This is a genomic window from Patescibacteria group bacterium, assembly GCA_041653535.1.
Taxonomy (GTDB): domain Bacteria; phylum Patescibacteriota; class Patescibacteriia; order JACRDY01; family JACRDY01; genus JBAZFH01.
Genome location: JBAZFH010000004.1, coordinates 96,678 through 121,573 on the forward strand (window position 1 = coordinate 96,678; position 24,896 = coordinate 121,573).

General features: G+C 39.6%; 27 protein-coding genes and 2 tRNA genes. 1 reads left to right on the forward strand and 28 read right to left on the reverse strand.

The genetic code is table 11. The features are described from left to right. Positions 1–15: 15 nt before the first annotated feature. The 19 genes from rplJ to WC310_04880 form a co-directional block, all read right to left on the reverse strand. A complete protein-coding gene (gene rplJ / locus WC310_04790) occupies positions 16–540 on the reverse strand; it encodes a 50S ribosomal protein L10 (GenBank protein MFA5359103.1) in 525 nt (174 codons plus the stop codon). Between the two features lie 475 nt (positions 541–1,015). Then, positions 1,016–1,097, reverse strand: a tRNA-Tyr gene (locus WC310_04795). A 1-nt stretch (position 1,098) separates the two neighbouring features. Beyond that, a tRNA-Thr gene (locus tag WC310_04800) sits at positions 1,099–1,174 on the reverse strand. Continuing rightward, on the reverse strand, positions 1,175–2,095 hold the full coding sequence (locus tag WC310_04805; GenBank protein MFA5359104.1) for a tetratricopeptide repeat protein: 921 nt from the start codon (positions 2,093–2,095) through the stop codon (positions 1,175–1,177). 3 nt (positions 2,096–2,098) lie between these two features. After that, positions 2,099–2,863 (reverse strand): triose-phosphate isomerase, encoded by a 765-nt coding sequence (gene tpiA, locus WC310_04810; GenBank protein MFA5359105.1) that lies wholly within the window; start codon positions 2,861–2,863, stop codon positions 2,099–2,101. A gap of 13 nt (positions 2,864–2,876) precedes the next feature. Further along, the gene (locus WC310_04815; protein ID MFA5359106.1) at positions 2,877–3,452 is read right to left on the reverse strand and encodes a prepilin-type N-terminal cleavage/methylation domain-containing protein; all 576 of its coding nucleotides are present in this window, start codon (positions 3,450–3,452) and stop codon (positions 2,877–2,879) included. 42 nt (positions 3,453–3,494) lie between these two features. Then, positions 3,495–4,748: a pitrilysin family protein gene (locus WC310_04820; GenBank protein ID MFA5359107.1), complete on the reverse strand. Its 1,254-nt coding sequence runs from the start codon at positions 4,746–4,748 to the stop codon at positions 3,495–3,497. A 54-nt stretch (positions 4,749–4,802) separates the two neighbouring features. Continuing rightward, positions 4,803–5,912 (reverse strand): MraY family glycosyltransferase, encoded by a 1,110-nt coding sequence (locus WC310_04825; protein MFA5359108.1) that lies wholly within the window; start codon positions 5,910–5,912, stop codon positions 4,803–4,805. A gap of 6 nt (positions 5,913–5,918) precedes the next feature. Beyond that, on the reverse strand, positions 5,919–8,723 hold the full coding sequence (locus tag WC310_04830) for an ATP-dependent Clp protease ATP-binding subunit (protein MFA5359109.1): 2,805 nt from the start codon (positions 8,721–8,723) through the stop codon (positions 5,919–5,921). 3 nt (positions 8,724–8,726) lie between these two features. Then, positions 8,727–9,098, reverse strand: coding sequence for a hypothetical protein (locus WC310_04835; GenBank protein ID MFA5359110.1), 372 nt, complete (start codon positions 9,096–9,098; stop codon positions 8,727–8,729). Between the two features lie 68 nt (positions 9,099–9,166). Next, complete coding sequence (locus tag WC310_04840; protein MFA5359111.1) at positions 9,167–10,288, reverse strand: GGDEF domain-containing protein; 1,122 nt, start codon at positions 10,286–10,288, stop codon at positions 9,167–9,169. Between the two features lie 197 nt (positions 10,289–10,485). After that, on the reverse strand, positions 10,486–10,839 hold the full coding sequence (rpsJ, locus tag WC310_04845) for a 30S ribosomal protein S10 (protein ID MFA5359112.1): 354 nt from the start codon (positions 10,837–10,839) through the stop codon (positions 10,486–10,488). Between the two features lie 65 nt (positions 10,840–10,904). Further along, positions 10,905–12,089: an elongation factor Tu gene (gene tuf / locus WC310_04850; protein ID MFA5359113.1), complete on the reverse strand. Its 1,185-nt coding sequence runs from the start codon at positions 12,087–12,089 to the stop codon at positions 10,905–10,907. Positions 12,090–12,209: 120 nt separating this feature from the next. Beyond that, positions 12,210–12,578, reverse strand: coding sequence for a hypothetical protein (locus WC310_04855; protein ID MFA5359114.1), 369 nt, complete (start codon positions 12,576–12,578; stop codon positions 12,210–12,212). A 3-nt stretch (positions 12,579–12,581) separates the two neighbouring features. Continuing rightward, entirely contained in the window at positions 12,582–14,672 is a 2,091-nt protein-coding gene (gene fusA / locus WC310_04860) for an elongation factor G (protein ID MFA5359115.1), read from the reverse strand. Positions 14,673–14,692: 20 nt separating this feature from the next. Further along, on the reverse strand, positions 14,693–15,160 hold the full coding sequence (rpsG, locus tag WC310_04865) for a 30S ribosomal protein S7 (GenBank protein ID MFA5359116.1): 468 nt from the start codon (positions 15,158–15,160) through the stop codon (positions 14,693–14,695). Between the two features lie 17 nt (positions 15,161–15,177). Further along, complete coding sequence (gene rpsL, locus WC310_04870) at positions 15,178–15,606, reverse strand: 30S ribosomal protein S12 (protein MFA5359117.1); 429 nt, start codon at positions 15,604–15,606, stop codon at positions 15,178–15,180. A gap of 236 nt (positions 15,607–15,842) precedes the next feature. After that, a complete protein-coding gene (locus WC310_04875; protein MFA5359118.1) occupies positions 15,843–16,034 on the reverse strand; it encodes a YwbE family protein in 192 nt (63 codons plus the stop codon). Positions 16,035–16,039: 5 nt separating this feature from the next. Further along, complete coding sequence (locus WC310_04880) at positions 16,040–16,675, reverse strand: site-2 protease family protein (GenBank protein ID MFA5359119.1); 636 nt, start codon at positions 16,673–16,675, stop codon at positions 16,040–16,042. A gap of 157 nt (positions 16,676–16,832) precedes the next feature. Here WC310_04880 and rpmB point away from each other — a divergent pair, with 157 nt between their 5' ends. Then, positions 16,833–17,024 (forward strand): 50S ribosomal protein L28, encoded by a 192-nt coding sequence (rpmB, locus tag WC310_04885; protein ID MFA5359120.1) that lies wholly within the window; start codon positions 16,833–16,835, stop codon positions 17,022–17,024. Between the two features lie 59 nt (positions 17,025–17,083). Here the strand turns inward: rpmB and tgt are convergent, their stop codons facing one another. From tgt to WC310_04930, 9 genes are all read right to left on the reverse strand, one after another. Beyond that, on the reverse strand, positions 17,084–18,214 hold the full coding sequence (tgt, locus tag WC310_04890; GenBank protein ID MFA5359121.1) for a tRNA guanosine(34) transglycosylase Tgt: 1,131 nt from the start codon (positions 18,212–18,214) through the stop codon (positions 17,084–17,086). Positions 18,215–18,316: 102 nt separating this feature from the next. Then, positions 18,317–19,114 carry a hypothetical protein gene (locus WC310_04895; protein ID MFA5359122.1) on the reverse strand — a complete coding sequence of 266 codons (798 nt, stop codon included), beginning with the start codon at positions 19,112–19,114 and terminating at the stop codon, positions 18,317–18,319. A 247-nt stretch (positions 19,115–19,361) separates the two neighbouring features. Further along, complete coding sequence (locus WC310_04900; GenBank protein MFA5359123.1) at positions 19,362–19,703, reverse strand: hypothetical protein; 342 nt, start codon at positions 19,701–19,703, stop codon at positions 19,362–19,364. A 63-nt stretch (positions 19,704–19,766) separates the two neighbouring features. After that, positions 19,767–20,696: a 16S rRNA (cytosine(1402)-N(4))-methyltransferase RsmH gene (gene rsmH / locus WC310_04905; protein MFA5359124.1), complete on the reverse strand. Its 930-nt coding sequence runs from the start codon at positions 20,694–20,696 to the stop codon at positions 19,767–19,769. A gap of 53 nt (positions 20,697–20,749) precedes the next feature. Further along, positions 20,750–21,178, reverse strand: coding sequence for a division/cell wall cluster transcriptional repressor MraZ (gene mraZ, locus WC310_04910; GenBank protein MFA5359125.1), 429 nt, complete (start codon positions 21,176–21,178; stop codon positions 20,750–20,752). A 257-nt stretch (positions 21,179–21,435) separates the two neighbouring features. After that, positions 21,436–21,822 carry a hypothetical protein gene (locus WC310_04915; GenBank protein MFA5359126.1) on the reverse strand — a complete coding sequence of 129 codons (387 nt, stop codon included), beginning with the start codon at positions 21,820–21,822 and terminating at the stop codon, positions 21,436–21,438. A gap of 44 nt (positions 21,823–21,866) precedes the next feature. Further along, positions 21,867–23,477, reverse strand: coding sequence for a hypothetical protein (locus WC310_04920; GenBank protein MFA5359127.1), 1,611 nt, complete (start codon positions 23,475–23,477; stop codon positions 21,867–21,869). A gap of 4 nt (positions 23,478–23,481) precedes the next feature. Then, on the reverse strand, positions 23,482–23,898 hold the full coding sequence (tsaB, locus tag WC310_04925) for a tRNA (adenosine(37)-N6)-threonylcarbamoyltransferase complex dimerization subunit type 1 TsaB (GenBank protein ID MFA5359128.1): 417 nt from the start codon (positions 23,896–23,898) through the stop codon (positions 23,482–23,484). Between the two features lie 3 nt (positions 23,899–23,901). Continuing rightward, positions 23,902–24,896, reverse strand: a 995-nt coding sequence (locus tag WC310_04930) for a PA14 domain-containing protein (protein MFA5359129.1), incomplete at its 5' end; no start/stop codon positions are given.

Here is a 24,896-nt window from a genome sequence, read left to right on the forward strand (position 1 = left end):
ATTTAGTTATCTTGATTAAACGCTTTTTTTATCTTTTATACCGTTAAGCACTACTACTAGTCCGCGCAGATTACCCTGCAAAACGTTTAGCAGCCCGGACATTGGCGCGGCTATACTGCCAACCAGCTTGGAAAGCAACTCTTCTCTCGTTGGTAACATAGACAGACTCTTAACCATCTCAGAAGCAATAACTTTATTTTCCAGTAGCCCGCCGAGCACTTTTAAGACTTCGTTATCTTTGGCAAAGGTACAAACTGTTCGGGCCGGAGCTACGTCGTCATCATAAGAAATAGCCATAGCCATACTACCTGGCAACTGACTCAAATCAATATCGATTTTGGCTTCGTCTAACGAACGTTTAAGCAATGTTCTTTTTACTACCATGTAGTCGAGTCCGTTTTTGCGGCATTCGCTTCTTAGTTTATTTACCGCGCTAACTTTTAGTCCGGCAAAACTAAAAAATACTACTGACTTAATCTTTGATGCCTTATCGGCAAAATCTTGGATAATTTCCTGCTTTTGTTGTCTTGTTTTTGGCATATATATAGCAACTAGCGGCTAAAAGTTAACGGCTAAAACCGCTTTCCCTAGCCTATTATTTACAAAAAAACTGCGGATCTACCGCAGAAATAAGCCAAAAAATGGAGATGTTTGGCTGTTTTACCTACACGGGACTTATTGTTTGCCCGTGGTCTGCGGCAAACCCTTTTAAATAAGGGTAAAATTTAGATGTCCACAGTATAACAAATCTCTAAAATAAGTCAAGAAGTCATCCCGCTAACCAGCACTAACCATCTTCAACTTCAACTCATAATGAAAAAATCCTGCCAAAAGGCAAGATTTTTTCATATGGGCCGGGAGGGATTCGTGTCCTGGGCAGCGCTCACCGTTCCCAGGGTCGCAGTTCGCGACGCTCGTCTGCGTTCGCCCTTGGCGAACTTAACTCGCTTCTGCCCGTGCGAATCTTCCTCATCAAAAGAAAAAATTGCAAGCCAAAAGGCTGCAATTTTTTCTATGGGCCGGGAGGGATTCGCACCCCCGAAGGCAAAGCCAGCTGATTTACAGTCAGCCCCATTTGACTGCTTTGGTACCGACCCATGGAGCCGTTGCGCGGATTTGAACCGCGGACCTACTCCTTACCATGGAGTTGCTCTACCAGCTGAGCTACAACGGCTTATTTTTTATCTTCAAAAGATAAAGGCTTTCCTAAATCGCGTATCTTTTTAGCAAATTCTTTAATTTTATTATTTTCTGGATTTACTTTCTTCAGATGAGCCAATGTATCTTTAGCCTCATCCTTATCGCCCACAATTATACAGATATCTATCAAAGAGTCAAGATATCTGGGATTATTTGGCTCTAGACCAACCGCCTTTTCCAAACTATCTTTAGCTGAACTATAGTCACGGGATTCCTTATAAACGTTGGCTAAATCGAAATAACGAACCGCCGCCTGTGAGTCTAACTCTAAAGACTTTAAATAATAACCTCTAGCTTTTTCCAAGTCTCCTTGAGCGATGGCGATATTGCCCAAACGCGAATAAGCATCAAAGTTATCAGCGTTCATTTTGATAATATATTCAAATGTTTCTTGAGCCTGATCAAGTTTTCCTTTTTCCCAATACAAATCACCCAAACCCTGATAAGCTTCAATGTTTTTGTGGTCCAAAGAAATCGCGTCAATGAATTTTCGTTCAGCTGCCTCGAACTCCTCTTCCTCGGTCAGCTTTCTTCCTTCACTGACTAAATCGCCGGCTTGTTGAATTATTTTTTCTTTTTCTTGAGGTGTATGAGCCGAAACTTTAGCTCGATATCTTTTTTCTAAATCTAAAACATTTTGATAGGTTGTTTTGAAGCTTCCAAATATTTTTTCTAGCGTCGGCTTCATTTTTTTAGCCATTTTTCTACTACTCTCTACTAAATTTCTCCTCAATTTTTCTCTCACAATTCTTTTCTTAACCAAAGAATCTTGACCAGAAGAAGACGCATTGACATCAATATTACTTAATGCAGGAAATTTTTTGACAATAATAATAATCACTACAAGAAGACAAATAACAATCACCGCTAATGCAATTATATTGGCTATTATCATAAACTATATTTCGTTAATCAATTTTTGAAATCCATAACAATCCAGGCTGGCTCCTCCGACTAAAAAACCTTCCAAAATATCTATCCGAGAAAAAAATTCAATAGTCTGTTCGTTGACCGTACCGCCGTAAATCACTTTAAAATTTTTATTAAATTTATCAATACCGTATATCTCAATTAAAACATGACGAATCATCTGACAGCTTTCTTCCACCTCCTTTGTAGTAGCGGCGCGACTCCCCCGACTAGTACTAATCGTCCAAAATGGTTCATAACTAACGACTATTACTTCGTCTTTTTGCGGGTCGACTCCTTGTAATGCTTCGCTGATCTGCTTTGCCACTACCGCCGCCGTTCTACCTTCTTGTTTTTCGTTCCAATCCTCACCAACACAAACTATTGGAATCAAACCATATTGTACGGCGGTTTTGATTTTGCGGTTAACCATGATAAAATCTTCTTTAAAAAAATTCTTTCGCTCAGAATGTCCTAAAATAACATAACTACAACCAAGCTCGACAAGCATAGCGGGCGACACCTCTCCTGTCAATGCGCCAAAATCTTTTTCTGCACAATTTTGTGCGCCGATTTTTATTTTTGATCTTTTTAGCAATTTATTAGCTGCCGGTAAAACAGGATATGATGGCGCGATTACTAATTCGACATTATTTAATTTTAATTTTTTACACTGCTTAATCAAAAAGACACTTTTACTAAGTGTCAGGTTCATCTTCCAGTTCGCAACAACTAAATATTTTTTGTGCTTCATATTACCAATTATTTTACCAACAACGCGCACCAGTAGAATAAACCGCCCACGACCAAGGAGTATTTGGCGGCGTAACGTTTAACTCCAATGAGCATGGATCGCTGCCGCCATCTCGACTAGGATCGATCATCACCAGATAACTTTCGTTAGAAATATCTTCGGGATTATTTGCCAATATTTTATAGTCATCACCATCAGACCGATAAAGATAACATCTAGTGCAGTCATCAGTATAAGGATCGGTTGGCAATTTTACTATCAAATCAGTCGGTAGATCCGGCACCCAATATTCCGTATTCAAACCCCATTGATGCGCGCTGCAGCTGGAACTGCCTGATACCACCGCGCAAAGACCATACCAACCATAATCGTCATTTACCGCTGATTCAGGATATTTGCCATGATCCTGATAATAAATGGCTAATGCCTTCTCAACCTGCTGAACGTCACTAATACGCGTCGCATCGCGAGCTTTGATTCGCACCTGACCAAAAACAGTAATGCCGATATTAACCAACAAAATAAGAATGCTAATGCTTACCATCATCTCTATCAGGGTAACACCTTTTTGATTTCTACTGTTTTCCATACTGGGTAATATTATACAATATTTTGCCAAAAGATAAAAACCTTAAATAATATTTTTTTCCACTTTTTTCACCTCGCCAATTACTGCTAAATTTAGCTGGTTTTTAACAAAAATATTTTGAGCAATACGTTTGACGTCACTAGCTTTAACCTTTAGTATTTTTTGCAATTTTTCTTTCGGCTCCATTATTTTTCCCGATAATAATTTTTGCTTCGCATACCAATCCGCTAAATGCGCCGAGTCTTCCAAATCGATAGCTAGTTTACCTCGCAAAAATTCCTTCGCTCTTTCTAACTCCTCGTCTGTCACGCCATATTTCTTTATTTTTTCCATTTCCTGCCAAACCAACCCGACTGCCTCACGCCAACGCTTTTTATCTAACCCCGCCTGAACAACAAAACACCCCGTGTCTTCATAAACATTGTTTGTCGCTTTAATATAATAAGCGAGCCCCCTCTTTTCGCGAATTTCAATAAAAAGACGCGAGCTCATTGTTCCGCCCAGTATCGTTGCGAGCAAATATGCCGGGTAGATGTCGACATCACGATAGCCATATGCCGACCAACTCATCGCCAGCTGCACTTGGTCTGTTTTTTTATACAAAATTTTATTTTGCGCTGACCGTTGACTGCTTAAAAATGGCGTAAAACTTATTTTATTTCTCCGATTATCTGCTTTTTCAAAATACTTTTTAACCAAATTAATATCGGTTTTTTGAAAATTACCAGCTAGACCTAAAACCATATTACTCGGCTGATAAAAATACTGCCAATATTTCAAAATCTTTTCTCGATTAATAGACCCAACGGTCTTTTTTGTTCCGATTATCAGCTCTCCTAGCTTATTACCGGAAAAAGTAAGCTCTTCGACCAAATCTTCAACGTACATAATGGGATTATCTTGATACATATTCATTTCTTCCATAATTACTCCTTTTTCTCGTTTTAATTCTTCGGCTGAAAAGACAGAACTAAACATCATGTCGGAAAGCAGTTCTAGCGCTAATCTCTTTTTTCCGGCGTTAACTTTGACATAATAACCGGTATGGTCCTTGCTAGTAAAAGCATTGTAATCGGCCCCCACGGAGTCTAGCTCCTGAGAAATAATAAAAGTTGACGGTCGCTTCTTCGTACCCTTAAACATCATATGTTCCACAAAATGGGAAATACCACGGACATCCTTATCTTCATAACGAGACCCGGCTTTCACCAACAACAAAGCCGTAACCGTTTGTGTTTCTTTTCGCGGTGCCAAAATCACAGTCAAACCGTTTTTCAAAACGTATTGTTTATACATAATGATAATAATTTTAAATTATAAATCTTAAAATATAAAAAGACAACGACTTGCTCAAATACGGAAATGATTTTTTCTTTTATAAATAAGGATCAAAAAAACTCCGAGAAAAATCATCACCCCAAATAAAATCAACAGAGCAAGCAACTTATCTTTACTCTGCAAAAAAAGCGTCAACGAGCCGAAAAAAGCGGAAAATAAATACAAAATTAAGACTGCCTGCCGCTGCGATAAACCAACATCAAGCAAACGAAAGTGTAAATGTTTACGGTCCGAGGTTTTAAAAGGATTTTTGCGCTCCCAAAAAAGTCGCCGCGCCACTACCCAAACCAAATCCAAAATTGGTATGCCCATCACTAAAAGAGCAGTGGCGATTTTACCGCCGGAAATGATGGATAAAACACCCAACATAAAACCAATAAAAAGCCCGCTTTCGCCTAAAAATATTTTAGCCGGATAAAAATTAAAAAGTAAAAAACCCGCAGTAGCGCCAGCCAAAACAATAGTTAAAATTGCCGTTTCTGGCTGCCACCAACGAGTCGCTGTCGATAAAAGAAAAATAGCAATTGAACCAATAGCGCCTATACCCGCCACCAGCCCGTCTAGACCGTCTAAAAGTTTGACGGTATAAATCATCAACATTAACCAAAAAAAAGTAAAAATATCGGCAATCAAAACAAACTTAAAAACTTTACCACCCCAGGACAACAGCGTGAATTGATATTGATTAAAATATAAAAATCCACCCAAAGGATTGGTGATTTTGTCCACGCCGATACCTCCGATAATCACGGTTAAAATTGCCAACACCGGCCAAACTAACTGCTTAATCGGACTGAGATTATACTTATCATCCAAAATCCCGCCGATCATCAAAAATAAACCAGCAATAAATAAGGTAAAAATATTATAGAGGCTGATATTTTTACCCACCAAAAAATCAGTGCAAAAAGCAAAAAACCAGACAACGACAAAAAAAGCAAAAAATATCGCCAGCCCGCCCAAAAGCGGTACTGCTTTTTTATGAATTTTGCGCGCCGGATCAGCTTCTGGTCGATCCACTATCTGCCAACGCCAAGCGACTCGTTTTATTAGCAACGTAAAAACTGCCGCCAAAATAAAGGCGGCTAAAAAACCCAGCGCAAAAACAATATATAAATTCATAAAATATTACTCATCAGTTACTCTGATTTTTCCGCCAATATCATAAATTATTTTACTGCCCCGCTTAAACTGATTCTGAATTTTCATATTAGCCAAAGCATTAGCCAGTTTTTCCTGGATTACCCGGCGCAGTGGTCTGGCACCAAACTGCGGATCAAACCCCGCCCAGGCAAGCTCCTCGATCGCCGCTGGCGTTACCTCTAGAACCACACCTTCTTTTAATAAGTTATTGGCTATTTTTTTGGTCATTAAATTGGCAATCTGGATCACTTCTTTTATAGTTAACGGTTTGAACACATTAATTGCGTCAAAACGGTTTAAAAATTCCGGCTTAAAAAATTGATTTAATTGATTGTCAACCAAATCATTTTTAATTTGTTCAATATCAACACCGGTTTTAACCTGGTCTTGAATATATTTAGTGCCGGCATTAGAAGTCATAATAACAATAGTATTGGTAAAATCTACCGTTCTGCCAGCGTTATCAGTCAAACGACCATCATCCATTACCTGTAAAAAAAGATTTAAAATATCGGAATGGGCTTTTTCGATTTCATCAAATAAAATTAAAGAAAACGGGTTGTTGCGCACCGCTTCAGTGAGTAGTCCGCCGCTCTTTTGACCAGTAGGAGCGCCGATCAAACGATAAAGGCTTTCTTTAGTTTGGTATTCGGACATATCCACTCGAATCATCAAATCCTCATTCCCAAAATAAACAGCCGCAATCGTTTTGGCTAGCTCGGTTTTACCGACACCGGTCGGACCTAAAAATAAAAAGTTGGCTATTGGTCTGGTCCCCTCGCGCATTCCAGCACGTGCCCGACGGAGCGCTGCTGCCACTTCTTTCACCGCTTCTTCTTGGTCGACCATTCTTTGATGTATCTCCTGTTCAAGACCGACCAACTTCTCCGACTCTTCTTCGCTTATTTTAGTTAACGGAATACTGGTTTTTTGTGAAACAATAGTCGCCACATCTTCGCCTAACACCGCTGATTTTTGACCCCGACTTTGCGCTACGTAAACAGCTGTTTCTTTTAAAACATCCAAAGCTTTAGCTGGCAGATAACGATCATGAATATAACGCGCTGACAATTCAACAGCGCTAACGATTGCATCGTAAGAAAAATAAATCTTGGTCTGCGCTTCTATCGATCCGACCCTGCTTTCCACAATCTGAATCGCCAAATCTCCCGTCGGTTCTTCTACTACTACTTTATGTAAAACCGAACTTAAAACACCAGCCGATTCAACGCTGCTATACCCTTGAGGCGTGGTAGTAGTAATAGCAACTGACCCGGTTTTACTTAAATAATTAGCCAAAGCATCAGATAAATCCAGACTTTCTTGACCACCGGTAGAAATACCAAGCAACTGATCCACGTCTTCAATGACTAAAATAATATTTCCCGAACGCTGCATTTCGTTAAATATACTAAGCAGTCTCTCGCTGGCTCCGGCAGCACTAACGCCAGCGGTAATTTTGGGAATACTAAGAGTCACCAATCGTTTATCCTGCATTACTTTAGGAACCTCGTCAGCTATCATGCGTTGGGCAATATCTTCAATAATCGCTGTTTTACCCACTCCGTGCTGACCGACCAAGACAACACTGTTGTTACCGCCCTCTATAATGCGTAAAACCTCTTGTATTTCGTCTTCCCGACCGATATTCGGTGGAAACAGCCCATAAACCGCCTGCCGCGTTAAATCAACGGAAAAAGCGTCTAAAAACGGCGTCATTACCGCGGTATAAGCTTTATTAACATCACCTTTGGGTCGTCGTTTACCCAAACGATGATGACGTTTCCATTGTTGATACAACCGTTCATTGATCTGCAGCCAAACAACAACATTTCTGATTTTATTCAAATCAATATCTAATTGATATAAAAGATCTGAAGCGATATTCTTTTCTTGATCAATGGCGATTAAAAGCTCGGCGACAGTAACTTGTTCCTGACGAAATAAATACGCTTGTTCATAAGCGCGAAAAATCACATTTTTTACAGTTGACGAGAGAACCGGCTGACCCGAAATTGCCGGAGAAATCTTAGCCATTGCCTCTTTAATACCCTTCATCAGCTTTTCGCCGTCAGTACCCAAACGACTAAAAATTACATTTGTTTTATGACTGCTTAGCGATCCAGCTAAAAGATGAATCGGTAAAACTTCCGGGTGGTGCCAATTTTTAGCTATCCGCCACGCCTGCTCTAATGCCCTGATTGCATCAGGAGAATAATTGCGGCTAATATCAATCTGTACATCTTTACCATCCAATAACTGTGCCCAAGTAGGAACACTCGGCGATATAAAATTTTTAGCTTTAACCGCCTGATCATCAAAAACTTTTTTTATGATGCTGATTTTTTTAGAATTAGCTATCTCTAAACGATAAAAAAGATACGAATCAACCAGTATGCTTATCCAAAACAAAACTACCTTTCCATCGCCGCGTAAATTTGGCCAACCGTGAAAATAATAGCTAAAAGGATTTAGGGTAATTTTTAATATCTCTCCCGACGCTATCGGCTCGCCATAAACCCATAAACCTAAAAGTAAGCCAACTGCTCCAAAAATCAACAAAACAATATTAACGGCTTTGGTAAAAAACTTTTCCATAGTTCGGCGGGCAATGTTTTGCCAGTCGATGGTTTCACCCCAATATAAAAAGTATTCTTCTTTTTTTTGCGAATTCAAATTTGTATACCAATAAGCGATTCCTAGTTCACCGCAAGAGTCACAACCACGACCCTGGCAGAAAGAGCAGACGATCGGATAAAAATGACTGATATTTTGCTTATTATCTGCCATAAATTATGAAGAAATGTTTATCATTAGTTGAAAAATCACAAAAATTGGTATCCCAATCCAAAAAGTAATCATTGCTAGCTGCAAAATAAAATACAAAATAATCAGCACAACCTTAAACAAAATAAAAAAAGTCCGAATGACAAAACTGATTATTTTACCAGTAATATCATACTGACCATACATTGGTTTGGTCCAATTTTTTACCCAAACCGCAAGACCTATATTAGATTCAAATAATTTCAAAGCGATAAAACGCCTTTTTATCAACCCCGCTAACCCCGAAGAATACCACCAAAACGGCCAATACAAAAAATTGCCAACAATATCTTTGACTACAAATCTAGCCGAAAGTATAAAAGGATTTTGGCTTTTCATCTTAGTTTATATTTTACCACAAAATATAAAAAAAGAAAAAGGGCGAATGCTTTTTCGCCCTTATAATATTATGCTTTTCCTGCCGCTCGATAGTAAATAACGCCGATCTCCTCGGCTTTAGTCGTTGCGACTTCACCCAAGTCATCATCAGCAACAGAAATATCTTCCAAAATACGTTGCAAGGCGTTTTTTACGTCCTGTAAAAAATCAGCGGCTTGCCGCGGCGGATCCTGCGATCCTTTATACTTAAGACGATACTTTTCGCCTTGACGCTGCACCACCATAATCTGCCGCCTCTCTCCCTGATAGAGAGTAATAGCATAACCGTTGCGACCGCTGTTTTTCATCAAATAACCAAGTGCGTCGCTTACCTCTTTGGCTTTTGAAGATGGCCAAATTTGGTTTTGGGAAAAGGCAACAGCCCCAAAGCTAAACGTCACCTCTTTCAATCCCTTTTCCGCCGCTAAATTTCTAACGACGTCAGGAATTTTAACCCGCGATACGGCGTCATGAATTCGCCGTACGGCTTTGGATATCTCGGCACGACCGACGTCGCGCATAAAAAACGCGAACTCATCGCCGCCAAACCGGCAAGCGCAATCACCGACTCGCAGTTGTCTCATCTTTTCACCGACTTGCTTCAACACTTTGTCAGCCAAATCATGGCCAATGACAGCATTGATTTTTTTGAAAAAATCGATATCAAAAAAGACAAAAACTACGTAGCGATCCACTTGACCAGTTTTTTGCAGTTCTCGACGCATTTTTTCGTAACTCTCGATAAAAGCGTCGTGTTTGAGCAGCCCGGTTTTGTCATCGACTTGCGACGCCAAACGCAGCGTAATTTCATTAAACGCCCGGTCAAAATTTTCACTTTCAAAAATTTTAGCTACGTCTCGCCATAATACACTTTGGGGCAAAACGCTGAAACGATTTTTGATACCCAACCGGGAGACGACTTTTTCCATGTACTGATCGTAAAGAACGAGTACCCGCGTTTGCTGCTCGACGGTTAATTGTAAAAGTTTTTCCCTTGCTCCTACCACCGACCTAACGGGCTGGCGGAAAAGAACTTCTTTTACTTCACGCTTACGCCAAAACAAAAGTCGTTGCCACAACTTATTTAGCCAGTGAAAAATATTTTCTCGACGAAAAGTTTCTTTTGTCAAACCGTTATTTTGCCTGCTCATACTTCCCCCTCTCTTATATCTTCAGCAAAATGCTATTTGAGTTTTTTAGGTGCAATGGTAATGGTGTAAATGGGTAAACCATATCAATTTAACAAAATATTACGTTACTGTCAAACATAACTTGTAAAAATAAACAAAATAAAAATCCCGCCCCTACAAAAAAGCGGAATTTTTTATAAAGAAAAGTTTTTCAAAGATTACATTTTTATCTCAATATCAACGCCGGCAGGAAGACTTAAGCTCATTAACGCGTCTACAGTCTTTGGAGTTGGGTCAATAATGTCAATCAAACGCTTATGAGTACGCATTTCAAACTGCTCTCGAGCGTCTTTGTGGACAAAAGTAGACCGGTTGACGGTAAAGACCGCCTTTTCTGTAGGTAGCGGTATTGGTCCCATAACTCTAGCACCGGTACGACCAGCGGTTTCCATAATCGTCCGAGTCGACTGATCAATAATCTTATGATCATAAGCCTTAATCTTGATCCTGATCCGCTGATGAGCTTTCTCATCCTTAACCTTCTTGGTTATTTTACTACTTACGGTTGTCATCTCTTTTGACTTAATTATTAAACAAACTCGAGTTCCCCACAAAAATTTCGTGAGGAACTTTCAGTTTACTTGATAATATTAAGAACAACTCCAGCGCCAACAGTATGACCACCTTCGCGGATAGCAAACTTTTGCTGATTTTCCAAAGCGATCGGGTTGATCAATTTGACAGTTAGTTTAATAGTGTCGCCAGGCATAACCATCTCGGTTCCGGCTGGTAAAGTGATCTCACCAGTTACATCGGTAGTACCAACATAAAACTGGGGTTTATAACCAGCAAAAAATGGTTTGTGACGTCCGCCTTCTTCTTTGGACAAAACGTATACTTCGGTCTCAAACTCTGTGTGAGGAGTAATAGAGCCAGGTTTAGCAAGAACCATACCGCGTTCAACCTCATCTTTTTTAATACCGCGAAGCAAAATACCGGCGTTATCTCCAGCTTGACCTTCGTTTAATGATTTATTAAACATCTCGATGCCGGTAACTACGGTTTTGCTGGTATCGCGAAGACCTACTAATTCAACTTCTTCGTTAATTTTGACAATACCGCGTTCTATTCTGCCAGTAACAACAGTACCGCGTCCTTCGATCGAAAAAACGTCTTCGATAGGCATTAAAAACGGCTTATCAATATCACGCTGAGGTTGCGGAATGTATGTATCTAACGCTTCGAGAAGTTTATCAATACATTCAGACTCAGGACCATTAGGATTTTCCAAAGCCTTGAGAGCTGAACCGCGAATAATCGGAACCTCTTTGCCTTCATATTCGTATTTAGTCAAAAGATCGCGAACCTCGTCTTCTACTAAATCAATCAGGTCCGGATCAGACACTTGATCAACTTTGTTTAAGAAAACAATAATTTTTGGCACTCCAACCTGATGAGCAAGTAAAATATGCTCACGGGTTTGAGGCATCGGACCGTCAGTAGCGGCAACGACTAGAATCGAGCCATCCATCTGAGCGGCACCGGTGATCATGTTTTTAATGTAATCAGCGTGACCGGGACAATCGACGTGAGCATAATGACGTTTCTCAGTCTCATACTCAACGTGAGCGGTAGCAATAGTAATACCGCGGGCCTTTGACTCGGGAGCCTTATCTAAATCATCGACTCCTTTGTCCTGAGCAGCCAAACCCTTTGTTTTTAAATGCGCCAAAATGGCAGCAGTCAAAGTGGTTTTACCGTGGTCGACGTGACCAATGGTACCCACATTAACGTGTGGTTTGCTACGATCAAAATTTGCCATAGCCTTATTCTCCTCCAACAACCTCCTGGAAAAAGCTCTTTCCTAAGAGTTTTAGCCAGTTGCTGGCTGAATTAATTAATAATACTTATAATTTTAAACTTCTTGTTTTTATGTTTAAACCTATTCTTCCTCAATCGGCTCGAACTGATAAATATCATCATTAGTTTCATCAATCGCCTTAGTTATATCTTTTTTATCATCGTCTCTCCCTTCCTCGTTCTTGTCTGCCAGAGAACCAATTATTTCTTCTTCGGAAATACCTATTTTGTTTGATTGCTGCTCTTCCCGCCAACGAGCGATGTCACGATTAATTTTAGCTAGAAGCCCTTCTTCTGTCAAACCCTCGACTGTAGATTCTACTAATAATAATTTTTGATAATCATCAATAGGTAGTACCACAAAAGAACTATCATTAGCGGCATCAAAAAACACCAGCTTGTCTCCTGTTTTTTTAATCAAATCTAATGCTTTACGAAACTCGTTAGTCATAAATTAAGCGCGCTTAGCACCGGTTCTTTTTGATATAATTTCCTCGGCAACATTGGATGGAACCGGAGAGTAATGATCAAATTCCATACTATAACTAGCTCTACCCTGAGTCATTGAACGAAGCTGAGTAGCATAACCAAACATTGAGGCAAGCGGTACTTGAGCGTCAATAACTTTCATGCCGGTACGATCACGCATTTCCTGAATTTGACCGCGTTTGGCGTTTAAATCACCGACTACTTCACCCATATAGTCTTCCGGCGTTACTACTTCGACTTTCATCAAAGGTTCAAGTATCACCGGACCGCCTTTACGACAAGCTTCTTGCAATGCCAACGATGCAGCGACTTTAAATGCAGCTTCAGATGAATCGACTTCGTGATAAGAACCGTCAAATACGGTTGCTTTAATATCCACAATCGGGTAACCGGCTACGATACCGCGTGGCAATGCCTCCCTGACACCCTTTTGAATCGCCGGAATATATTCGCGCGGAACAACTCCGCCTTTAATTTCGTCGACAAATTCAAAACCCTTACCTGGTTCCTGCGGCTCAATACGCAACCAGCAGTGACCGTATTGACCACGACCACCTGATTGACGAATATATTTACCTTCCGCTTCGGCTTTTTTCTGAATAGTTTCACGATAAGCCACTTGCGGCGAACCAACATTACATTCAACTTTAAACTCGCGTTTCATGCGATCAACAATAATATCAAGATGCAACTCGCCCATACCGGCGATAATAGTCTGCAAAGTTTCTTCGTCGGTGTGAACTTGAAAAGTCGGATCTTCTTCAGCCAATTTTTGCAAAGCAATACCCATTTTTTCCTGATCAGCCTTAGTCTTTGGTTCGACTGCCACGTGAATAACCGGTTCAGGGAAACTAATAGATTCTAAAACTATAGGATGATTTTCATCGCACAAAGTGTGCCCGGTAAAAGTAGCTTTGAGACCCACCGCGGCGGCGATTTCCCCGGAATATACTTCCTCCACTTCCTCGCGATGATTAGCGTGCATACGTAAAATACGGCCGATTCTTTCGCGTTCACCGTTAGTAGCATTATAAACATAAGAACCGGATTTGAGCATACCTGAATAAACACGGAAAAAACAAAGCTTACCGACAAAAGGATCGACAGCGATTTTGAAAGCCAAAGCGGCGAAGGGTTCGCTATCATCGGATTTACGGATCATTTTTTCGTCTTCATTACCAATAGCATGACCTTCAACTGGAGGAATATCGAGCGGAGACGGTAAATAATCAACAACAGCATCAAGTACAAACTGGACACCTTTATTTTTAAGAGCCGAACCAACAACTACGGGAACGATCTTGTTTTCGATAACAGCCTTACGCAAAACCGGCTTTAGTTCTTCGTTGGTTACCGTCTCGCCGTTTAAATATTTATTCATTAAAGCTTCGTCGTTTTCACAAATAGCCTCCACTAACTGCGCCCGGTATTTTTCCGCTTTTTCCTTCAACTCACCCTCCAAATCAGTTTCTTCCCACTTGGTACCAAGATCATCGGTATAACGAATCGCTTTCATTTTAAACAAATCGACAATACCTTCAAACTTATCTTCAGCACCAATAGGCAGTTGAATCGGATGGGCGTTTTTGGTCAAACGATTGTGAATAGAATCCAAATCTTTATAAAAATCAGCGCCGGTACGATCCATTTTGTTAATAAAAGCCAGTCGCGGTACTTGATATTTATCGGCCTGGTGCCAGACGGTTTCTGATTGCGGTTCAACACCAGCAACACCATCAAAAACAACCACACCGCCGTCAAGGACGCGCAAACTGCGTTCTACTTCAGCGGTAAAATCTACGTGGCCTGGAGTGTCGATTAGATTGAGACGACAGTCTTTCCAAAAACAAGTAGTGGCGGCAGAAGTAATAGTTATACCGCGCTCCTGCTCTTGTTCCATCCAGTCCATAGTAGCAGCACCTTCATGAACTTCACCGATTTTATGCTTTTTACCAGTATAAAATAAAATACGCTCAGATACTGTGGTTTTACCCGCATCAATATGAGCGATGATTCCGATATTACGTGTTTTTTCCAGACTATACTCTCTAGACATAGATAAATGTAGTAAAATGATTATTTAGCAAAATGAGCAAAAGCTTTATTTGCTTCAGCCATACGATGAGCATCTTCGCGTTTTTTGATTGCCGCGCCCTCCTTATTGTAAGCATCAATAAATTCTGCCGCCAGGCACTTGCTCATCGGCATGCCTTTACGAGCCTTAGCAGCAGTAATCAACCAACGAAAAGCTAAAACATTACGACGATCGCCGCGAACTGGATAAGGGATCTGATAATTAGCGCCGCCGACACGTCGAGAACGTATTTCCAAAAGCGGAGCAACGTTTTTAATAGCTCCATCAAAAACTTCTATGGGGTTTTTCTTTGTTTTTTCGGCGATAATATCAAAAGCCTTATAAATAATATTTTGAGCAGTGGTTTTTTTACCGCGCTCCATAATATAGTTAGTAAATTTGGCAATAACGACATTGTTGTATTTGCTGTCTGGATAGATTTTTCTCTTTGGTGCTTGTTTACCACGCATAATATAAAAGATTAAAATTAAGAAGCTGCTTTTTTATCCCTCTTGGCGCCATAGCGAGAGCGACCGCGTTTGCGACCGGAAACGCCTTGAGTATCATAAACACCGCGAATTACTTTGTAACGAACTCCTGGCAAATCAGAGGTTCTGCCGGCTTTAACCAGCACGATGCTGTGTTCCTGTAAATTGTGACCTTCACCAGGAATATAAGCGGTAACTTCCATACCGTTAGACAAACGAACACGAGCGACTTTTCGTAACGCTGAGTTTGGTTTTTTCGGAGTTCTGGTAAACACTTTTAAACAGACGCCGCGCTTAGCAGGACTACCATTTGGCAATATGGTTCTTTTACGATGCAAAGTGTCTAACGTAGATTGCATTGCAGCGTATTTAGCTTTTTTCGGCTGAGCTTGTCGGCCGTGACGGATTAGTTGACTGATAGTTGGCATAATTTAGCTGATATCCAAAGCAACTAGTTACTGCAACCCAAAAAGAAAAACTAGTAGCTTATAATTATTTAAAAAAATACCTTAATTAAAAGGTAACAATAGAATAGCATTAAGACTTTCGGTAGTCAAGGGATTTATCACCTGGTGATAATTTTTCTTAAAACCCCAGTATTTTGTAGTTTTACCTTATTTCCGTCCTCAACTTTATTATCTAATTTTAGACAAATTAATCAAATCTAGACCAATTCCTGTACTCTCCCCACCAGACCATTGGTTAGCCGGACTTTTATACCCCGCGGATGATGCCTGCCCGGACTCAAAATATCTTTGACAATACCAAACGTCAGTTGACCTGTCGGCTGGTCGGTCTTGAGGACAATCAGCACCTTGGTCCCGGGGTGTATTTTACTACGGTCTTCGACAGATATGTCCTTTAGAACAACCAATAAACCAGATTCCAGACCCATTGAAATAAACTGCCAAAAATCGAATACCCTGGCAAAAAACTGTCCAATATCACTAAACCGAGCAAAACAAATGGTCCGTTTTTCTCAAAACGATATTTAAACTCGTTGAACCGATCAGGCAGCGCGGCAAATAAAACTTTAGATCCGTCGAGCGGCGGAATCGGGATAAGGTTGAAAACAAGCAAAACCATATTTACCAAAGAAAGAAACATCAAAAATTGCAGCAAAAGATTATCCGGAGAAAGATTGGTATAAATCCGTAAAAACTTAAAAGCTAAACCAAAAACAACCAAACTGGCAATATTGGAAAATGGTCCGGCTAGAGAAATAATAGTCGTCCCCCACTTTTTATTGCGCAAATTATACGGATTATACGGTGCTGGATTACCCCAACCGAAACCGACGAGCAGTAACATAAAAAAGCCGAGCCAATCAATATGTGCCAGCGGATTTAAAGTAAGCCGACCCATATCCTTGCCAGTACTGTCACCCAAGCCGTAAGCGGCTAAAACGTGAGAAAATTCATGAATAGTAATCGCGTAAACCACCGCCATTACCCAAAGCAAAAAAGAAATCGGATCGGAGAACAATAAATTTAGCATGGGAGTTGATTTATTTTTTATTTTCTGTTATCCTAATTTTACCTTAATAAATAATTCGAAGCAAGTAACTAGTGGCTAGCAATTAGTAACTAGCGGCCAGAAAAATTCTAGCCCCCAGCTACCAGCTACCAGCTACTATCTACCAGCTACTATCCATATGGCACGAAGATGCGAAATTTGCGGCAAGGGCCCTAAAAAAGCCGCGAGCCGTTCCCACAGTAAAATCAAAACTTTGCGTAAACAATACCCCAATCTGCAAATCAAAACCGTTGACGGTAAAAGAAAAAAAATTTGCACCACTTGTCTCAAAACCATCAACCGTAAAGGTGCTGTGAAAAAAAAGAAATAATAATTTTTCCAAAAAACACCTCCAAATATCCGGGGGTGTTTTTAGTTATCAAAAACCGTTTAAATCTTACCGGTCTTTATCTGCTCTTGAATCTTTTTCATCAAATCAAGATAAAATTCCAGATTATTAAGCGTAGCCAGACGCAGAGCCAAAACTTCATTAGTTTTAAATAAATGGTGCAAATAAGCCCTAGAATATTCGCGCAACGCAGGGATTTTTGAGTTTTTATTTATTGACCTGAAGTCATTTTTAAACTTAGTATTTTCAATATTTATTGTTTCATAAAACTTGCCGGACAAATTGTTATTTTTCCAAACAAATAACCGACCATGCCGACCTTCGCGAGTTGGTATCACGCAGTCAAACATATCTATGCCGGACTTGACCGCCGCTACTATTTCCTCCGGTCGACCTAACCCCATAAGATAACGAGGCTTGTCTAGCGGTAATATCGGAACAGTCCAGCTTAAAATATCTTTCATCTTTTCTCGCGGTTCACCCACTGCCACCCCGCCAATAGCATAACCGTCAAAATCAAGCGCCTCCAGTTGCTTGGCGCTTTTAATTCGCAAATCTTTATAAACCGACCCCTGAACTATCCCGAACAACCCCTGCGTTTCTTTATTTTTTCCTTTTAACTTTTTACTTTTTACTTTACTATCAAAATATTTTTTACAACGCGTTGCCCACCGAGTAGTCAACTCCAATGATTTCTCGGCATATTTTTTTTCGCACGGATAAGGTGGACATTCATCAAGCACCATTAATAAATCAACGCCAAGATCGAGCTGAATCTCAACTGCCTTTTCCGGTGTCAGCAAATGTTTTGCGCCACCATCTTCATCAACGCGAAAAATCGCTCCTTGTTCTGTGATTTTACGAAAATCGGATAATGAAAAAACTTGATAGCCACCACTGTCGGTGAGTATTGGTCCCGACCAATTCATAAACTGATGTAGTCCACCGGCGTGTTTAATCAACTTATGTCCCGGCTGAATATACAGATGATAAGTGTTAGACAAAATAACATCTGGCGCCAATTCCCTGATCTCTTTGGCTTCCAAGGTTTTAATTGCCGCCTTGGTCGCAATCGGCATAAAAAATGGCGTTTGTATTTTACCATGCGGTGTGATTATCTCTCCTCGACGGGCTTTAGATTTTTTGCTTGTTTTAATTAAGGTAAATTTCATAGGTTAAAATATGATACGATTATGCACTATTTATACTACAGTCCACCGTTTTAATCAAACAAAAAAGCCTTGACCGTAAAGCCAGGGCTTCGTGAATAATAGCTACAACAATTTTCTGGCAGACGCCAGCCCCAGGTCCTTATCATGACCAAGGTCAAAATAGTTGTTGATGAACAACTTATGATCAAACGTCAAACCAACGCTAACATGAGCATCTTCTGCACCGTTATTAAAAACACTGTTGGTTCGAACATAAAACCTCTGGTCGAAATGAGTGCTGGTAATAGCCCAGACCATCTCGGCTATGTTGGGAACATAATCTCCCTCGAGAAGACAGCCAGATTGCCCGCACCAATCCCCGCCCATGGAACCGGGAACAGCTTCTTTGCGCAAAGCTATCCAACGCGCCGCCGGTACTTTGTCATTACGAAAAAAATAATATTTTTCGTACCAACCGGCTATTTTATTATTATTAAAATAGCCGGGTCTCAGCGCTTTGATATCTGCCAACCCCATAGGATAGCTGGGACCAGGAATAAGCACGTAATTATCGTCCCACAGTGAACGAAGCACGTCGGCTTTCGGCAACGTATTCTGAAGCCGCAACAGCTGCTCGTTGCTGTAAGTGATGTCGGCTATTTCTTGCGGAGCAACAAAATCACCCCGCAAAATAAAACGCGCTAAATCATATGGTGTCATGGCAAATTCCCGCGCTTTATTTAGCACCGTTTCCGCGACCGCTGCCTTAAGCTCATCACCATGTCCGAGTATTTGTTGCAGCTGGACTTCACTCGGATTCAATACAATCAATACCAATTCGGCAGCGTGCTTAGCGATTCCTCGTAACAACTCCTGAATATTTTGTTGTTTTTGACTGCTTATAGCCAAATTTTCGTTCATGGTTTTATTCCGCCTTTTTGTTTTTTTGTCATTTCGAAAATACGCCTTTTACTCATCTCCTCACCCCCCCTTCCCTTGCAAAAACTATTTTGCGGTTATGTTTTTTTCGACACAATTACGATAAAATACCTTATTTTATGATTCAAAGAACTAATAATAAATTTTAACATAAACTATTATTTTGTAAAGGGGTTAAAAATATTGCCAAACAAAAAAAGAGCTTTAACACGCTCCCATATTTTATCTCTTATTTTGCCATCGCCACATCGTTACCTGGCATTTGTAGATACGCAACATCGGTTGTCGGCACCATGCCCATGGTTTCAATTTTTTTAGTTAAACCATTAATGGATTGCAATTCCTGCACTTGCAAACTCAAACTGCGATTGCTTGATTTGGCATCTTCCAGTTTTATTTCAAGATCGCGTAAAATATAACCTTTGACCGCCGAAGAGTTGACTTGTGTCAGGTATAAAAAACCACCCAATACTATTAGGCAGATAAAAAAGATATTAAAAACCTTGATGTTTAAGGAAAAATTTCTTCTTTCTTTTTGTTTTGTATTTTTGTTTTGTATTCTCGATGTCATATTTAGGCCCAATTTTATGCGAACTTTCACCCACGGCGGTAAAAAATTCGCATAAAATCAAGTCTATATTTTTTCCGCCACGCGCAATTTGGCGGATCGCGATCTGGGATTAAAACCTACTTCATCGTTTTTTGCTACAATCGGTTTTTTGGTGAGAATCTTTATTTTTGCACGATGATCGCAACGACAAACTGGAAAATCAGCTGGACAAAGACAGTCTTTACTTTCTTGACGAAAATAATCTTTTACTATTCTATCCTCCAACGAATGAAAACTAACTACGGCGATGCGACCACCGGACTCCAATAAATCGATTGCTGCCGGCAACACCTGCTGTAGATTCTCCAATTCTTGATTGACAAAGATCCTTAAAGCCTGAAAAATTTTTGTTGCTGGATTAATTTCACTTGGTTTTCGGTAAAACCGACGATAGACTGTAGAGATTATTTCTGCCAACTGTTTAGGATTTTTGATTTTGGCTTTTTGCCGTATCTCGTGAATTATCTCGGAGATTGGTCCGGCTAGCCTCTCTTCTCCTAATTGCGAAAAAATATTTTTTAATCTTTCTACAGGATATTGATTAATTATCTCAAACACAGTTAATGAACCTTCACTCTCATCAAATCTCATGTCCAGAAATCCTTGATCTTCGAAAGAAAATCCCCTACCCCTGTCCGCGAGTTGATTAGATGATAAACCCAGATCCAAGACCACACCATTGATTTTATCAATTCCCCTTTCATGGCAAATATTAGTTATATTTTTGAAATTATCATGAACCAAAATAATATTGTCATTTTTTCCGGCAAAACCATCTATCGCTCTTTGATCTAGATCAATAGCCACTACTTTTCCACCGGGCAAAACCTTTTCGGCAATTTTTACCGTATAACCGCCGCCGCCCAAAGTACAGTCAATAAATATCTGCCCCGGTTGAGGGTCGAGATATTCAATCACCTCCTTTAAAAGAACCGGGACATGAATATTGGACATACGAATTAAATTCAACCAATTTCTTAATTTCCAAATTTCTAATTTCTGTTTTTTTAGACTCCCAATTCTCCTAATTTCTCGGCGATATTGCCACTTTCTTTTTCCACTCCAGAACGATATTTAGCCCAAAGCTGTTCATCCCAAAGCTCAACACGATTATAAAGACCGGCAACAATTACCTTTTTATCCAATCCGGCAAACTTACGCAAATATTCTGGAAGAACTATTCTGCCCTGACCGTCTACCAAAACATCCATTGCGCCGGCAAGCATCAGGCGTGAAAAAGCTCGGCTATTGGCCTGTGATATTGGCATGGCGGAAAGCTTATCAGCAAGTTTATCCCATTCTTTAGCTGGGTAAATAACCAAACAACCGTCCAGCCCCTTAGTAACCACTGCTTTAGCCAAGTCCTTGCGAAACTTAACAGGAATAGCCAGCCTGCCTTTTTCATCAATATTGTGAGCATACTCACCAATAAACATAATATTTTAGTTATCCTCTGTTTTATTTATATATCCCCACCTTTATCCACAATTCACCACTTATTTCCATTATACACCACTTATAATATTTTTTCAACCACTAAGATTTATCCACAAGTTATAACTATTAAAAATTAACGACCGTGACCACTAAAAAATAGGTTAATTAAACAAAAAAACCGCTTCCTGGCAAAGAAACAGCTTTATATATAAACAATATTCGCTCTTACTACACACGCGATATTACAACCATTTAATTATTGTCCCCTGGAAAGCATTTTGTAAATATTATTATTTTTTATCATTTCAGGAATTTCCATATCGGTATTTCTTCCGTATAGCATAAAAGAAAGAATTTCTTGGATAGTAGGAGCTGTCGCTTGCTGCTCAAAATTTGGTATCACGTTTAAATCTGTAATGCGGTATACTGCTCCTTTATATTCTGCTAAATAGTATTCTCCTTCTGGTACGTTGTCGGAATGGCGTAATCCTTGCCCAATAATCCATTTTGAGCTTTCCAACAAAATACCCCTGTCAATAGCTTCTCGCACCAAAGTATCGACGTTCTTATCACTAACTTTCAAATACACGTGACCCAGACTTACCATTTCCATTGCCTGCTGTAACGGTAATTCTCTTTTCATACTTTTTTTAAATTAAAGACATAATAACCAACAATTGACGACTGCTAATATATTTCTTCTTTCTTTTCTCTCATAAAAGAAAACCAGTCCTCCAATACCTCTAAAATAATCTTTAACGGCGCTTCAATAATAAAATCCATGATAAAAACAAAAACGTTTATTTTAGACAGTTTAACCGAAAGCCACCTTCCCAGCCGTACTATTGGTAAAGAAAAAAAATCAAACAAAAGATTGATAAATCCTTCGCGGTTGTCCAAAACTATCAATTCACGAGCGCGCAAACGAATATTGATGGCAAAAAAACTGACAATACAAAGAAAGAAAATAAAGATTCCACCGGAAAGAATATTGAAATGAATTTTATTCAAGAACCAAATCACCACACCAAAAGTAATGCCGTATGTAATAAGGTAAATGATATTGAAAAAAAATCTGGTTATCGTTCCGCGACCCAAGCCGTGCCGAATATGATATTTTTTTTGTTCCGTCCCCTCTTTCTGATAAACAATATCCTTGATTTCATGAATAATTTTTTCCGTATTTTTTTGTTTAGGCAAACGAATTAATAAACTGATTGCCAGCATCAACACCGGCGGAAATAAAACGTTGATTAAAATCGAGCTGTAATTAAGACCCTGCTGCAAAAAATATTCAAAAGGTATTTCCAGCAACATTGCCAAAACCATTTTAGTGATAAAAATATAAATCACACTACGAACAACCGAACGGACGACTTTTATCCGAATCTCCTTGTAACGCTGACTACAAACAGTGGCAACTTCTTCGGTTAAAACCCTAGGATGGGTAACAATATCTTCTATCCGATCCCTATTTTTTGCCAATACTTCTCGTAAAATCAAAAAATATACTGCATAACGACGACCGATCTTGTTTAGCTTGTTACGCAATGGATGGGATAAATATTTTTCCATCCGCGATTGCTCTACGTTCCAATTTTGCACCAGCCGTTCAACGTCTTGCAAGTTCGGATCGCTGCCAAAAAAATTTGGATAGAATTGAGATAATAAATAATAATGCAAAATACCTTCGTCGGATTTGAAAAAACTCTTTAGTGCAGTAAGATTGAAAAGTATATCTTGGTTCTTTTCGTTGACTCCCGAAGGCAGTTCGATATCGCGCTTCAGAACCTTTGTCATCGCAATAATCGAAGCCTGTCTTTCCCGAAAATCAAACAAATAATCTTCTACTTCACATGCTGCAATCTGCAAAAACCAAATAAACAACCGCCGCGCGAAACGACCTTTGTAATATTTATCTATAAATTTTTCTATCGTCAAATATTTTTCCAAAAGTCTGTCCAGTCCATGAGCGCTACTTTCCAAAATAGTATTATTTGGCAAATGATTAATACGGATCAAATCTTGAATCAGGTGCAAACCCAGCCCATCAACTCGTCCTTCGATAGAAATTAATCTTTTCATTATGCGAAATATCGCGTTTTTGCGGATTAAATGCTCGTCATTATAATCAACAACGTTGCGTAATTTTTCATAAATCAAAGACACCCGACCAATTGCTTGATTAACCCTAATCTTTGAATCATCTTCGGCAACAGCAGTCTCTAACGAGTTTTCAACTTTAAAAACTTTAACCATTTTGGCGATAAAGCTGGGAACAAAAACTTTTTCCGTCATATTTTTACTTTTTTTTAGCTGTAGTAATATTCGGTTTTTGGTTATAAAACGGATGAACCATGCTAAAACTACTTTTATCTTTTAAAATCTCTATACCGTCAGCAACCAATTCTTCCAAACTAGAATATTTTTTGGAATATCTCAAACCAATGACTGGTATATCTAAGGCATACCCCATGGTATTTGCCAATATCACACCTAAACGAACTGAGGAAAAACCACCCGGACCGGTAACAACAATTACGCCTTTTAAATCTTTAAATTTTATTTTATTTTTTTTCAAAACCCGATCAACTAAAAATAGCAGTTTTTCCGCCTGCGACCGACCAACCACCAGTCCTTGTCGATCAATTATTTTTCTTCTTTTTGCCAGACCAACCATTAAACGATCGCTAACCGTTGTATTGATAATCAAAATCATATTTTATTGACGAAACAATACTTCCGTAGGAATAGTAGTGCTTTCGTCGCCCCAAGACAGTTTCATGTAAGCACCACCGTTTTTTTCGTAATATTCTACCTTGATATCATGCCGACCGCGAGTAAGCGTTATCTGCCCACTCTTACAGGTTACGCGATGACTAGACCAATTATCCACCACCTGCGTACCGTCTATATACAAACGCGAGCCATCATCGGAGCAAGTATAAAAAGTATAATTTTTTTCTTCGGGAATATTAATCTGTCCGGTCCATCTCACCGAAAAATAATCATCATTAAGATACTGATCATCGGGATTACCGCTGCCCCAAGAAAAATTTATATTTTTATCGGTTCTGGTAAACTCTTTGGTTTTGAAATCACTACCAGTATAATAATCTCCTTTTAATCCCGAATTAGTATATACGCCTTCTTCTTCATTTTTACGGTAATTTATTAAATCATCAGCTTCATCGACGATCAAAGTCTGAGCTGTGTCAGCTAATGCCACCTTGTAAACGTCAATATCTGCTCCGGCTGGATACAACACGTTTTGATAAGCAACATCGCTAATGAAGTTTTTATTGAAATGATAACCATCCCAAGAAACAAGCGAAACAAACTTACGGCTATAACCATTAGTTAATAAATAGTAATCGTCCGGTTCTCCTTGGTAACGAAAAACCATACCGGTAGGATGACGATTATCTTTTAACACTCCGCCGTCTTTATAATCCTGGTAAAGCGAATCAGGCAAATCTATCACCCGCCCCTTCCAATCGGTTCCAAATAACAACTCCGCTTGAGCGGGACTACTTATATGCTTAATAACACCGGCTGGCTCAACCGCATAAACTTTTGGATCGCTAATAAGTTTCATTAAGTAAGTTCCCGGTCTAAGTTTTATATTTTGCCCCAAACTCAACTCAGATAGTTGCGAATTAGTAACCGTACGGATATTATTAAAATCTTTATCCAGGAAAAATATATCTTTTCGTT